This window comes from Dolichospermum sp. LEGE 00240 (assembly GCF_015207875.1).
GTDB lineage: Bacteria > Cyanobacteriota > Cyanobacteriia > Cyanobacteriales > Nostocaceae > Dolichospermum > Dolichospermum gracile.
The window spans coordinates 1-13,783 of the sequence record NZ_JADEVZ010000097.1 but is presented as its reverse complement, the minus strand read 5'-3'; the positions used below and the strand labels follow the sequence as shown (position 1 = coordinate 13,783).

Annotated in this window: 14 protein-coding genes; 9 read left to right on the top strand and 5 right to left on the bottom strand. The window is 35.9% G+C overall.

Annotated features, from left to right (window positions below):
- Positions 1-541 precede the first annotated feature (541 nt).
- From IQ226_RS22375 to IQ226_RS22365, 3 genes are all read left to right on the top strand, one after another.
- The gene (locus IQ226_RS22375; RefSeq protein WP_228039608.1) at positions 542-919 is read left to right on the top strand and encodes a hypothetical protein; all 378 of its coding nucleotides are present in this window, start codon (positions 542-544) and stop codon (positions 917-919) included.
- A gap of 381 nt (positions 920-1,300) precedes the next feature.
- On the top strand, positions 1,301-1,639 hold the full coding sequence (locus IQ226_RS22370) for a XisI protein (RefSeq protein WP_193899063.1): 339 nt from the start codon (positions 1,301-1,303) through the stop codon (positions 1,637-1,639).
- Between the two features lie 189 nt (positions 1,640-1,828).
- Positions 1,829-2,176 carry a UPF0175 family protein gene (locus IQ226_RS22365; RefSeq protein ID WP_193899058.1) on the top strand — a complete coding sequence of 116 codons (348 nt, stop codon included), beginning with the start codon at positions 1,829-1,831 and terminating at the stop codon, positions 2,174-2,176.
- 181 nt (positions 2,177-2,357) lie between these two features.
- Here the strand turns inward: IQ226_RS22365 and IQ226_RS22360 are convergent, their stop codons facing one another.
- Together IQ226_RS22360 and IQ226_RS22355 are read right to left on the bottom strand one after the other, a co-directional pair.
- Entirely contained in the window at positions 2,358-3,203 is an 846-nt protein-coding gene (locus IQ226_RS22360; protein ID WP_193899056.1) for a metal ABC transporter permease, read from the bottom strand.
- Positions 3,204-3,831: 628 nt separating this feature from the next.
- Positions 3,832-4,653 carry a metal ABC transporter ATP-binding protein gene (locus IQ226_RS22355; RefSeq protein ID WP_193899054.1) on the bottom strand — a complete coding sequence of 274 codons (822 nt, stop codon included), beginning with the start codon at positions 4,651-4,653 and terminating at the stop codon, positions 3,832-3,834.
- A gap of 327 nt (positions 4,654-4,980) precedes the next feature.
- Here IQ226_RS22355 and IQ226_RS22350 point away from each other — a divergent pair, with 327 nt between their 5' ends.
- Positions 4,981-5,898 carry a metal ABC transporter substrate-binding protein gene (locus IQ226_RS22350; RefSeq protein WP_193899060.1) on the top strand — a complete coding sequence of 306 codons (918 nt, stop codon included), beginning with the start codon at positions 4,981-4,983 and terminating at the stop codon, positions 5,896-5,898.
- A 139-nt stretch (positions 5,899-6,037) separates the two neighbouring features.
- Here the strand turns inward: IQ226_RS22350 and acsF are convergent, their stop codons facing one another.
- Positions 6,038-7,114: a magnesium-protoporphyrin IX monomethyl ester (oxidative) cyclase gene (acsF, locus tag IQ226_RS22345; RefSeq protein ID WP_027403469.1), complete on the bottom strand. Its 1,077-nt coding sequence runs from the start codon at positions 7,112-7,114 to the stop codon at positions 6,038-6,040.
- Between the two features lie 394 nt (positions 7,115-7,508).
- On the opposite strand from acsF, the gene IQ226_RS22340 reads away from it, so the two are divergent.
- The 4 genes from IQ226_RS22340 to IQ226_RS22325 all read left to right on the top strand — a co-directional run bounded on the left by IQ226_RS22340 (position 7,509) and on the right by IQ226_RS22325 (position 11,212).
- The gene (locus IQ226_RS22340; protein WP_193899053.1) at positions 7,509-8,183 is read left to right on the top strand and encodes a heme oxygenase (biliverdin-producing); all 675 of its coding nucleotides are present in this window, start codon (positions 7,509-7,511) and stop codon (positions 8,181-8,183) included.
- Between the two features lie 463 nt (positions 8,184-8,646).
- Positions 8,647-10,029: an oxygen-independent coproporphyrinogen III oxidase gene (gene hemN / locus IQ226_RS22335; protein WP_193899051.1), complete on the top strand. Its 1,383-nt coding sequence runs from the start codon at positions 8,647-8,649 to the stop codon at positions 10,027-10,029.
- A gap of 145 nt (positions 10,030-10,174) precedes the next feature.
- Positions 10,175-10,447 (top strand): GlsB/YeaQ/YmgE family stress response membrane protein, encoded by a 273-nt coding sequence (locus tag IQ226_RS22330; RefSeq protein WP_027403466.1) that lies wholly within the window; start codon positions 10,175-10,177, stop codon positions 10,445-10,447.
- A gap of 63 nt (positions 10,448-10,510) precedes the next feature.
- Positions 10,511-11,212: a manganese catalase family protein gene (locus IQ226_RS22325; RefSeq protein ID WP_193899049.1), complete on the top strand. Its 702-nt coding sequence runs from the start codon at positions 10,511-10,513 to the stop codon at positions 11,210-11,212.
- Positions 11,213-11,383: 171 nt separating this feature from the next.
- Here IQ226_RS22325 and IQ226_RS22320 read toward each other — a convergent pair whose 3' ends face one another.
- Positions 11,384-12,580: a site-2 protease family protein gene (locus IQ226_RS22320; protein ID WP_193899047.1), complete on the bottom strand. Its 1,197-nt coding sequence runs from the start codon at positions 12,578-12,580 to the stop codon at positions 11,384-11,386.
- A gap of 127 nt (positions 12,581-12,707) precedes the next feature.
- A complete protein-coding gene (locus IQ226_RS22315; protein ID WP_168357186.1) occupies positions 12,708-12,956 on the bottom strand; it encodes a photosystem I reaction center subunit PsaK in 249 nt (82 codons plus the stop codon).
- A gap of 129 nt (positions 12,957-13,085) precedes the next feature.
- Here IQ226_RS22315 and IQ226_RS22310 point away from each other — a divergent pair, with 129 nt between their 5' ends.
- Complete coding sequence (locus IQ226_RS22310; RefSeq protein WP_193899045.1) at positions 13,086-13,718, top strand: phosphoribosylanthranilate isomerase; 633 nt, start codon at positions 13,086-13,088, stop codon at positions 13,716-13,718.
- Positions 13,719-13,783: the final 65 nt, after the last annotated feature.

Below are 13,783 nucleotides of genomic sequence, written 5' to 3'. Positions count from 1 at the left end.
TAAAATAACAGTAAATACCCATCCTGTACATCCTTAAATCCTGAACATCCTGATTCAGACAATTAATATGTTAAAATAACAGTAAATACCCATCCTGTACATCCTTAAATCCTGAACATCCTGATTCTGACAATTAATATGTTAGAATAACAGTAAATACCCATCTTGTACATCCTTAAATCCTGAACATCCTGATTCTGACAATTAATATGTTAAAATAACAGTAAATACCCATCCTGTACATCCTTAAATCCTGGACATCCTGATTCAGACAATTAATATGTTAAAATAACAGTAAATACCCATCCTGTACATCCTTAAATCCTGAACATCCTGATTCTGACAATTAATATGTTAGAATAACAGTAAATACCCATCTTGTACATCCTTAAATCCTGGACATCCTGATTCAGACAATTAATATGTTAAAATAACAGTAAATACCCATCCTGTACATCCTTAAATCCTGAACATCCTGATTCAGACAAAAGAATTTTTTGGGTATTGTTAGGAGAAAGACACCGCAGATGGATATGAAATTTTGTTACCTCTCCAACATAATTTAGGAGATTATGCTGAAAAAATTAGCGATATTTTGAAAACATTAGAGATAGTAGAAAATAGAGATCAATTTGATATTTTAAGCGAATTTATCACCAATTATCCTAACTTTACTGTTCAAGGTGTTGTCATGCAAATCGCCACTCCAGAAATTGATAAACTGAGAGGAGAAATTACATTATTAGGTGCAGTGTTTGAGAAATTAAAAGAAATTAAAACAGTTTTAAATAATCAGGATTATATCTTAGCTATTAAAGCTTATCAAGAGCGGTTGCAAATTCACTGTATAGGTGATTTAGTCAAAGAAGATAATCATTTTATTCTCAACAATCCGCAAAATTTACAAATTGATGGATGACTGTTAATGATCTAATTAATTAAAATTTTGTCTGATAGCGAAGCGTGGTGTAGCCATATCAGGATGTCCAGGATTTAAGGATTAACAGGATGTTTGATTGTAATTGAATGACAAGATTGTGATAATTTTCTATTATTCTCACAGTTACTTTCTTCTTTGCGTCTTTGCCCTTTTGCGACTTTGCGCGAAACATAAAACACAGGAACACACGAAGAGAATATTATTTTTATCCTGAAAATCCTCAAATCCTGGGTATTATGTCAACTTACTTAGGCAATCTCAGTACAAGTCCCTCGATAACTACCCGATTCTAACAACAATTAGACGATAAAAATCCTGATTTTAAAAAACATTATGCCAGCAAAAGATATTTATCATGATATGGATACCTTAACTAATTATCGCCAAATCATCGAAAAGATATTAAAAGAATATGCCGCCCTACCTTATGCCTATGGAGAATTAGAAAGAAAATTAATCATTGATAAATCGGAAAACAGTTACTTGTTACTAACAATTGGTTGGGAAAATAAACAGAGAATACATGGCTGTTTAATTCATCTTGATATTATCAATAATCAAGTCTGGATTCAAAGAGATGGTACAGAAGATGGGATTACAAATGAACTTGTCAATGCTGGTATTCCCAAAAATCAAATAGTTTTAGCTTTTCATCCTGTTAATGTCAGAAAACATACAGAATATGCTGTAGGAGTTTAGTAAATAAGCTGTTGTGCTTTTAACTTGGATAATTAATGCAAGCAAGATGCTTGCGCTACTGTAACTTGAGTGTTTGATGATTTTGAGGGGGTTATTTGTCACTTAGGAGACGCTGCGGGAAGTCAAAAATAGGGGTAATACCCAGGAGTTTAGTAAGTAAGCTGTTGTGCTTTTAACAAGGATAAAAATATGCAAATTACGATTTCCATTCCTGAAGATATTGGTAATCAATTACAGCAGAACTGGGAAGACCTACCACAAAAAGTTTTAGAATCGTTAGCAATAGAAGCTTATAGAAATAGAATCATGAATGTTGTACAAATTCAACAATTACTCAAGTTTTCTTCATTGTCAGAAACTGAACAGTTTTTACAAAAATCTCAAATTTATGTAGTTTTTTCCAAAGAAAATTTAGTAGAAAATCCGCCACAAAAGACTTTAGACGATGCTGTAAAAGAACTACAAAAAATATGTATGGAAGAAGATTATTATTTAGAAATTCCCTCCCGTCAAGATCGACAAAATCCCTTTTTTTAATACTTTTTTAATACAGGCCATGACTTTTTTGTGTGATAAGCTGTTGTGCATTTAGTTTGTATAATTCTAGCGGGCAAGATGCCCGCACTACAAAGTTCAAGTAAATTATGGTTATCAAATTTAGCTGCGTAACAGCTTACAAAAAAGCATTAAATGTAATTTAATTACCAATTTGATAATTTTATTTATTCTTTATCATAGATATCAAAATTCCATGTCGAGGACTCAACAACAAAGCCAAGGTAAATAAACCCGAAACTACTAACACAATAGCTGGACCTGAGGGTAAATTATAAAAATAGCTGAGATACATTCCACTAATACTAGAAATTACCCCAATTACCGCCCCTAAAATCATCACTTCGTGTAAACGTTTGACTAACAAATAAGCAGTTGCACCGGGAGTAATTAAAAGTGATAATACTAAAATTACTCCCACAGCTTTCATACTGGCAACAATTGTTAAAGCAATTAACAACATTAAACCAAAGTTTAAACAATTAACTGGTAAACCCGCAGCTTGTGCGCCCAAGGGATCAAATGTGTAAAATAACAGTTCTTTATATAATAAGAAAACTACTATTAAAACAATAGCTGTAATCATAGCTGTATCTCTAACTTCGTCCCCAGTTACACCTAGAATATTACCAAAAAGAAAATGGTTTAAGTCAATTTTATTATCTTTTTGAATGACTGTAATTAAGGTGACACCAAGGGCAAAAAAGGCAGAAAAAACTATGCCCATAGCGGCATCTTCTTTAATGGGAGATCGGGTTTTAATGACAGCTATAGCCATTGTACTCAAAACACCAGCTATAAACGCCCCAACAAAGATATTAGCACCAATCATGAAGGCGATCGCTAGTCCTGGTAATACTGAATGACTAATAGCATCACCCAGCAATGCAAGGCGTTGTACCATTAAATAACTACCAACAATGGCACACAATAAACCTACTAATATGGCGATGATTAAGGAACGCTGCATAAAGCCATATTGCAACGGTTCTATTAGTGCTTGAAACATATTGTTAAATAGAAGAAATAAACTAAATATACGTAGGTTAGCATTAAAAACTGTCCTTATGGCAAAGCAAGAGGCAATCATGCAAAAGGCAAGATTGAAGAGGGTTTGGGCGATTTTACTTTTCTTTACAAAGATTGGTTTTATTGTGTTCACCTACTTAGTCCCGGATTTCTCACCAAAATCCTCAAACCCTTATAAAATCTGGATTCTGGGTTTTCACACTGCATCAAAAATCAACTCCGTGAAAAATGCCCGAAACCGTTTTTCTATAAGGATTAGATAGATTGCGATAGCGTTCGCGGTAGCGTCTCGTTCGCATAGCGTTCCGAAGGAATAGAGATAGCGCGACCTAGGAATCGCATTGTTTGTGAGAAATGCGGGTTAGTCGGTTTTAACCGACTTTAGCTATAAGACAGGGAATTTATTCCCTGGCTAATTGAAACTGGCTAATTCAAACTGGCTGATTCAAACTGGCTGACTCAAACGACTCAAACTGGCTAAGGAACGCAAATTTAATAACCTGGAATGGTGCGTTACGCTGTCGCTAACACACCCTACTTTTGCTACTTTTGCACCTTATTTAATTCACATTCCTAATTCTGGCTGGCTGATTCAAACACATAATAAATTAAGCCGCAAAGTACATGACCTTGCCACCATAAGCGCGATATAAGTTTTCTTCTGTTAAGACTTGTTGGCGTGAACCTGTAGCGATTAATTCACAATTTAATAAAATTAAATCATCAAAATGAGTGATAGATTCCCCTAAATCATGATTAACTACTAAGACAATTTTATCATTTTTTGCTAATTCTTGAAAAACTTCAAAAATGATAGCTTGGGTTTTTTGATCTATCCCGACAAAGGGTTCATCAAAACAAAATATTTCCGCTTCTTGAGTTAAAGCCCTGGCTAAAAATACCCGTTGTTGTTGTCCTCCTGAAAGTTCACCAATGGGACGATTTTTTAATTCTCCTATTCCCACTCTTTCTAATGCTTGTTTAGCAATTTGGCGACTAACTGTGGAGAAACTCCGTAACCAGCCTGTTTTTTTGACACGCCCCATCATCACTACATCCCACACAGTAGCGGGGTAATTCCAGTCAATTTGGCTACGTTGTGGTACATAAGCAACTTTCTCTAGTTGCTGCATTAAAGGCTTGCTTTTATATAAAACTTGACCACTATTCATGGGAACTAATCCCAAAATAGCTTTAATTAATGTACTTTTACCCGCACCATTAGGACCGAAAATACCTGTGACTTTTCCTGGCTTAATTATACAATTAACGTCTCTCAATGCTTCCTGTGTGCGATAATGTACACATACATGAGTAACATTGATTGCTGTTGATGAATTCATGTCAATAGGTTTGATAGTTTCTGTAAGTATATCTACTTGATTTTTGGGAGATAAACTAAATTTTTGGTAAAAAGAGACGTTTTGCATAACCCTAGTACCGCAAGGCGGAAGTCAAAAGTCAAAACTAATACTGAGCAAGCTTTTTGGCGATTGATAATGGTTGATTTATTTACGCCGTGTTGTACTAGTTAAAATACTTATTTTTCGAGCTTACCATAAAAATGAGAGAAATATGAGAATATCTATAATTAGAAGTAATCAGTAAGATAAATGAAACTAATACTTGATACAATGTATGACTTATTACTGAAACCCCTCTCCAAACCTCTCCCCTATGTGGAGAGAGGCTTTGATTCTTACTCCCCTTCTCTCCCAGGGAAGGGGTTGGGAGTTAGGTTCTCCCTTTGTCTAGGAATGTTCTTATCTTTGGCCTTAATGGGTTGTACTCCCGACTCCCAACCCCAGGGGAATAGTAAACCCCAGATTGTAGCAACGAGTACCATTATTGCTAATTTAGCTGAAGAAATTGGTGGAGAAGAAGTACAGATTACGGGTATTCTTAAACCAGGTACAGATCCTCACGGTTACGAACCTGTACCCGCAGATAGTCGGATTTTAGAAAAAGCTAACTTGATTTTGTATAACGGTTACAATTTAGAACCGGGATTAATTAAGTTAATGAATGCTGCTGGAGGGACAGTCAAAAAAATCCCTGTGGGGGAAGTTGTTAAATCCTTAAAATTAGATAAAGGTAAAGGACAAATTGTTCCAGATCCTCACGTTTGGGGCAGTGCAGAAAATGTTATATCTATGGTGAAAGCCATTCGAGATAGTTTAATTGAATTGTCACCAGAAGACAAAGAAAAATTTACTCAAAATGCCCAAAAGCTAACTGATGAATTACAGCAATTACATATTTGGATTTTTCAAGAAATTCAAACAATTCCCGCAGATAAACGGAAACTCATCACTACCCATGATGCTTTTCAATATTATGGCAATGCTTATAAAATAGCGATCGCGGGAACTTTAATCGGCATTAGTACGGAAGAACAACCCAGCGCCCAAACCGTGAAAAAGTTAGTTGAATCAGTTAAAAAAATCGGTGTTCCCGCCATATTTGCGGAAACAACAATTAATCCAGCTTTAATTAAAACAGTAGCCGAAGAAGCCGGAGTAAAATTAGCACCAACTCGACTTTATTCTGATTCTATTGGGGCAAAAGGTAGTAATGGTGATACTTATATAAGAATGATGGCAGCAAATACCCGCGCTATTGTTGAAGCATTAGGGGGAAAATATACGCCATTGCAATTAAAAAGTGAAAAATAGAGTAATGGGTAATTGGTAATTGGTAATTGGTAATTGGTAATTGGTGATTGGTAATTGGTAGTTGGTAAATAATTATTACCTATTCTCTCTTAACTGTCACCTATTACCTATCACCTGTCACCTGTCACCTGTCACCTAATCAACAAACTTGTTCACGAGTTGCTTCTGTGTTGATGGGTTTAATCAGAAAAATTTTGAACATATACCAAAAAATCATTAAAGTTAAGGGAATTTTTTGGATAAATTTCACAATTCCCCAATCATTAATTTGATTGAGATCAATTATTTTCTGATTATACAATGCACATTGTTCTAAATACCAAAAAAAGTAGGGGTGATTGGTATTTAAAATAATTGGAAATGCCTTAGCTGCGGTTTTGTTGGTTTCCTCAATTACTTGAGTATTGTACTTACGAGGGTGCATACCTAATATCTCATAGAAATTCCCTCTTTCAAATACTGTCATAGTGTGGGTAGCGAATACAGTTAATAGGAAGAACCGTACCCATAGCCGAGATTTCCAATTATTCCATAACTGGGGTTGAGAACGTAACAAAGCCTTGAAAAAATCACCGTGTCTATTCTCATCTTGACACCAGCTTTCAAACTTCCTAAATAGAGGATAAAACTGGTACTCTGGATTTTTTTCCATATGGCGAAATACTAAAATGTAGCGCCAATAACCGATTTTTTCCGATAGGTAAACTGTGTAAATAACCCACTCGATTGGGAAAAATGTATAGGTACGATTTTTAGTGAGATAACTCAAGTCAAGGGAAAGGTTAAAATCTGCCATTGACTTATTCAAAAAGCCAGCATGACGGGCTTCATCTCGTGCTAAATAAGCAAATGCTTCTGATAGCAAAGGGTTACTATCCTTGAGACGACGAGATAATTCTTTAAATAGTAAAAACCCAGAAAATTCCGAAGTACAAGAACGTTCTAAAAAATCAATAAAAGCAAGTCGTTTTTCACCAACAATGTGATCCCAACCTTGCTTAAATTCATCATCTCGCACAAAGTGATGACGGTTATAATCAGCCTTGAGTTCGTCAATTACAGCCCTTAATTCCGTTTCATACCCAGAAATATCCATTTTTGCCACTGTATCAAAGTCAGTGGTATAAAACCTGGGTGTTAATAATGTTTCTTGAACTGGTGTTTTTACACCCGATTTCGATAAATCAAGTGGCGGTTTATCCAACGATTTAACCATAAGTAGTCCCTTTACCATTATCTGCCTTAAAATTATATAAGCATAAATATTTGTTATTAGTCATCAGTTAAATTATTGAAACTAATTCTTACAAAAATACTGAATTATTCTAATTTTCGTATAGTTTAAATACCTATTTCCGGGACAAATGTATTTATGAAACCATAAATAAATATGAATACTCTTATAGTTATACAAAGAATAATAGTTAAATAATTTCAGGAGCAGTAAAAATAGGCGAAATCCACATCGGTAGTAATTTGTGCTAGAGAAATTATTCTCAAAACCCTATTCCCAGAGAATAGCAATTTTCCTGTGATGATAACGACGGTGAACTGATCAACAAGTCGTTGAAATTTGCAAACCCTGACAAGTAAACAAGAAGGAACTAAGAATGAGTAATGATTTGGCCATGAAACTGCGTGTAGGAACTCAACAAGCGCATACAGATTCAGAAAATCTCGGCTTCATGAAATGTTTTGTCAAAGGAGTTGTAGATAGAGATTGTTTCATTCAATTGTTGAGAAATTTCTATTTTGTTTATAGTGAACTAGAAGCAGCAATTGAGAAACATAAACAGCATCCTGTGATTAGTTTGATTTATTTTCCTGAACTAAATCGCCAATCTTCCCTAGAGCAAGATATGTTATTTTATTATGGAAGTCAATGGCACAAACGCATCGCCCCTTCACCTGCCGCCCAAGCTTATATCGCGCGTATCCAACAAATTTCCACTCATGAACCTGCACTATTGTTAGCTCATTCCTATACTCGTTATTTGGGTGATCTTTCTGGTGGGCAAATGCTCCAAAAAATTGCTCAGTCAGCCTTAAAACTTTCTGGACATGAAGGAACTTCCTTTTACAATTTTCAGCAAATTCCAGACAAGCAGACTTTCAAAGGAAAGTATCGTCAAGCATTAGATAAAGTTAATATTGATGATACAACCGCTGACAAAATTGTAGCAGAAGCCAACCATGCTTTTAAGTTAAATATGCAGATACTTCAAGAATTGGAAAGTATCTTAATCCAAGCTCTTGGTAGAGCCACTTACAATGATTTAGTTTAAGTCCCCGCATAATTTACAAAAATATAATTCATCACCCAATTAACTTTAACAACGATGAATTATATAAAAATCCATCCTCTTCCTCTGAGTTCTCTGTGCCTCTGTGGTTCGTCAAAAAATAATACTAACTACAAACAAATAGAATAAATATATTCTATTTGCTAAATCCTAAATTACAACATTCCTCTTCCTCTGAGTCCTCTGTGCCTCTGTGGTTCGTCAAAAAATAATACTAACTACAAACAAATAGAATAAATATATTCTATTTGCTAAATCCTAAATTACAACATTCCTCTTCCTCTGAGTTCTCTGTGCCTCTGTGGTTCGTCAAAAAATAATGCTAACTACAAACAAATAGAATAAACATATTCTATTTGCTAAATCCTAAATTACAACATTAAATCGGGAAAATTAATTACTTCCCAACTACACAGAAATATACTCACATTTATTGGAGACTGTAATGGTTTTTCTATTACCTGGCGTTAAGTTTGATTTTGATCTAATTCAAAAGTATGATACTCGCGCTCCCAGATACACGAGTTATCCCCCAGCAACAGAATTAAGTGAAAATTTCACCGCAAGAGAGTTTCAATCTGTAATTACCGCTTCCAATCAACGAAAAACTCCCCTATCTTTGTATTTCCATATTCCTTTTTGCCAAAGTGCTTGCTATTTCTGTGGTTGCAATACAGTAATTACCAATAACAAGAATATGGCCATTCCATATCTAGAACATTTGGAACAGGAAATCAAAAACACTTCAGCTTTAATTGATAAAGATAGAAAGGTGCTTCAAATTCATTGGGGTGGAGGTACACCAAATTATTTAGAACTTAATCAAGTAGAATTTTTGTGGAAAAATATTACTCATAATTTCCAAATTGCTTCAGATGCCGAAGTATCTATTGAAATTAATCCCCGCTATGTAAATAGAGATTATATCTTATTCTTGCGGGATATTGGCTTTAACCGGATTAGTTTTGGTATTCAAGATTTCAACCCAGAAGTACAAAAAGCCGTGAATCGCATTCAACCAGAATCATTACTGTTTGATGTTATGGGTTGGATTAAAGAAGCTGAATTTGATAGTGTGAATGTAGACTTAATTTATGGTTTACCCTATCAAACTCTTGAGACTTTCCGGGAAACATTACACAAGACAATGGCTTTAGATGCTGATAGAATTGTCGTGTTTAATTTTGCCTATGTACCTTGGATTAAACCTGTGCAGAAAATGATTCCTCAAGACGCATTACCGGGAGCGGAAGAAAAGTTAGAGATTCTCAAAATGACAATTGAGGAATTAACTAATAACGAGTACCTGTTTATTGGCATGGATCATTTTGCTAAAAATAATAACGAATTAGCGATCGCTCAACGTCATGGTACACTAAAACGTAATTTCCAAGGTTATACTACCCATGCAGAAACCGAATTATTTGGGTTTGGAGCTACATCTATTAGTATGTTAGAAGATGCCTATGCTCAAAACCACAAGGAATTAAAGGATTATTACAAAGCGGTTGCGAGTGGTGTAATTCCTACCAGTAAAGGCATTAAACTCACTCAAGATGACATTATTAGACGGGATGTAATTATGTCCATAATGTCTCACTTTCAACTAAATAAGTTAGAAATTGAACAGAAATATCAGATCAATTTTGATAAATATTTCTCCTATGAACTCAAAGAATTAGCACCTCTACAAACTGATGGATTAGTAAATGTCTTAGCTGATGAAATCTATATTACTGATATTGGCAGATTGCTAGTTAGAAATATTGCGGTTGTTTTCGATACTCATACAAGAACTAGAGAGACAAAATTCTCTCGTTCTATTTAATTAGAATTGGTATGTAGTGATGATTTATGGAGAGAACAAAACTACATACCTTTTGATTTATATAGTTTATGTCATTAGATAGAAATAAATAATATGAAGCTTTGATAAATTTGACATAACTTGAGTCAAATTTTTGAGGACATCCATGAATATTATTACTTGGATAATTTTAGGACTATTAGCTGGTGTAATTGCCAAATCAATCTATCCTGGTTATCAAGGTGGGGGGATGATATCCACCATGATATTAGGTATTGTTGGTGCTTTTATCGGTGGAACTTTATTTACTCTCATCCGTACAGGGACTTTACAACTTACATCCGCATCTTTAAGTATTCCTGGAGTAGTAGTGGCAGTTATAGGGGCAATTATTGCGATTTATTTATGGGGGTTATGGCAAAGAAGCAGCAGAGTATAACTTAACAATAGTTAGGATGATAAATTGTGTTTTTTTAGGTGAAAGTTTGCAGGAGCTAAAATTATGTTTTTTCACAAAAAAGAATCAATTCATGTTGTCAAGGTTGATGAAGCAAATCCCCGTTTTGCTCAGTTGATGTTAGAACAATTTGGTGGTGCAACTGGTGAACTCTCCGCCGCTTTGCAATATTGGGTACAATCTTTTCATGTAGAAAATCCTGGAATTAAGGATATGCTCCAGGATATTGCTATCGAAGAATTTGGCCATTTAGAAATGGTTGGTAAACTCATTGAAATACACACAAAAAATACCGACCAAACAGAAGCATATAAAAGTACCTTATTTGCTATTCGAGGTATGGGACCCCATTTTCTTGATAGTCAGGGAAATACTTGGACAGCAAGTTATTTGAATGAAGGTGGTGATGTTGTCCGCGATTTACGTGCTAACATTGCTGCTGAGGCTGGTGCTAGGCAAACTTACGAAGAGTTGATTAAACTAGCAACAGATGAAGGAACTAAACAGACTTTAGTACATTTGTTAACGCGAGAAATTTCTCATACTCAGATGTTTATGAAGGCGTTGGATTCTCTGGGTAAGTTGACTGAACCTCTTTTTGGGAATATCCAACCAGATGAAACTGTCTCTCTTTATTATAATTTATCAACAGATGGAGATGGTAAAGATCAGCGTGGTCCTTGGAATTCTGAACCAACATTCCAATATGTTCCTAATCCCCTAGAGATGGTAGTGAGTGCTAAATAAGAATTTTATTGTTTGATAGCGTAGCGTGGTGTAAGCCATATCAGGATTTAAAGATTAGCGGGATTTAATTAATTGTCCGAATCAGGATTTACAGGATTTAAAGATTAACAGGATGTTGTATTTATTCATCCTAAAAATTCTTTAATCCTGGGTATCCTGATTCAGACATTCTTATGGTTCTACAGACTTTGCTATTGCCCCTAATTGTAACCCTGCTGGGAAACTCCCTTCTTCCTTAATTCGCTTAATTTCCGCAGTAGTAATTGGCAAATTTAACTTTTGTGCTAATGCTTGGACAATATCCCCTCTATCAATGACACCAGCAACAGCATCCGCAGGAGAAAGAACAGTAATTTGAGATAGTTGTTCGGTTTCTAATTTCCTAATTACCTCAGCCAAAGAGGTGGATTCAATCACAGTGGGAATTGTCGTCAAAGGATGAACAATAGTTTGTAAAGTTTGATTTTCCCATGCACTTCTTTGGGTTGTTCGCAAGTCATTAATATTAACTAAACCCCGATAACGACCATCAGCAGCCGCAAAGTAAACTTGCGGTGCAGTGGTTTCTAAAAGATATAAATCAGCAAATTCTCGCAATGTTTGATTGGCATCAACAACCCGAAAATTACGAGTCATACCATCGGCTGCTACTAACTTGAGTAAAGTTTCTTGTAATGTGGTAACACGGTCATAACTGTTAGCATTACGCACGGCAAACCAACCGATCAAAACAATCCATAAACCCGTGATAAATTCTCTGGTAAAGAAGTCAATAGCAAAACCCAAAGCGATCGCACCATAACCCAAAATTTGTCCAGCCTTTGCTGCCCAGTGTACCGCTTGAAAGCGATCGCCTGTAATTTTCCACAAAGCCGCTTTTAACACCTGTCCCCCATCTAAAGGCAACCCAGGAATTAAATTAAATAAAGCCACCACCAAGTTAATCCTCGATAAATCCCCCATCATTTCATGCAAGGGGTTACTATCAGGAATCACGCTTGCACCTAGACGCAGTAAGACAAATAGCATCACACTGACCGCAGGACCAGCGATCGCCACCTGAAAAGCCTGACCAGGAGTTTTTGACTCCTCCTCAATTGCCGCCACCCCCCCAAACAAAAACAAAGTAATCGAATTCACCTTAATACCTTGGGATTGTGCCACCAAGCTATGTCCCAACTCATGTAGCAGCACCGAAGCAAATAACAGCAGTGCCATCATCAAACCAGCACTCCAACCCCCAATAGCCCCCCATTGCTGATAAGCTAACCCAAAATTCAGAGTTGTTAGCCCCAAAATCACAAACCATAAGGGGTCTAAAAATAAAGGAATGCCAAATAAAGAACCTATTTGCCAATTTGTTTGCATTATTAGATATTTCCAGAAATTATTTTATAGAGAGAAATGTATGTATAACTCTAGGATAGACAATTTTAAATAGCATAGATCCCCGACTTCTCCAAGAAGTCGGGGATCTGGTATTTGTTAATCCAACTTACAAACGACCAATATTAGTTAGTCCTAACACAATACCAATACCAATTACATGACCAAAAGCCATTGCTCCAATGAATCCTGGTACACTTACAGGCAATACAGGCATCCCAGGTCCAACTTTAGCAGATTTCAGTGCAAAAGTAAATAATAATACAACTGCGCTGCTGGCACTGATAATGATACCGACTGTAGGACTCCACACTGGTGTAACAGGAACGGATGCTGCGGCTAATAAAATTGATGACATGAAATTGTGTTCTCCTAAATGAGAAAATGAATATAGTTCTACAGAATTATAAAATTACCCAGGACAAAGCAAAAGTTTTTAACTTGAATTAAGATACTTTTGTGATTATTTGTAACTTTTCTGATAAAAATGCGGGTTAAAATTTGCGGTATTACCCAACCAGAACAGTCCCTAGCTATAGCTGCCTTAGGTGCAACAGCACTAGGATTTATCTGTGTTCCCACTTCCCCTCGTTACGTTACCATAGCCCAAATTCAGGCAGCGATCATCCCCATTCCCGAAAATATTGATAAAATCGGCGTTTTTGCTAACACTACTATTTCTGAAATTAGTCAAATAGTGAAAAAGTCTGGTTTAACCGGTGTCCAGCTACATGGAGACGAAACACCAGAATTTTGCCAGCAATTACGTCAATCCCTACCCCAAGTGGAAATTATCAAAGCCTTGCGAGTCCGCAGTTTAGAGCATCTACAAACCACCATACATTACACCGATTATGTAGATACTCTACTACTTGATGCTTACCATCCCCAACAACTAGGAGGAACAGGACAAACCTTAGATTGGCATCAACTAAATCAGCAATTTAGCCCTAATCTTCCTTGGTTCTTAGCCGGAGGACTCACACCAGATAATATTTTGACTGCTTTAAGTCAAATTAAACCCAATGGTATTGATCTATCTAGTGGTGTCGAACACTCACCAGGTAAGAAAGATTTAGATAAAGTAGCCCTATTGTTTCAAAAGTTAGAGAATTGGTGATTAGTCATTAGTCATTAGTCATTGGTCATTAGGAAAAATATTCTCCCCTGCCCCCTGCCCCCTGC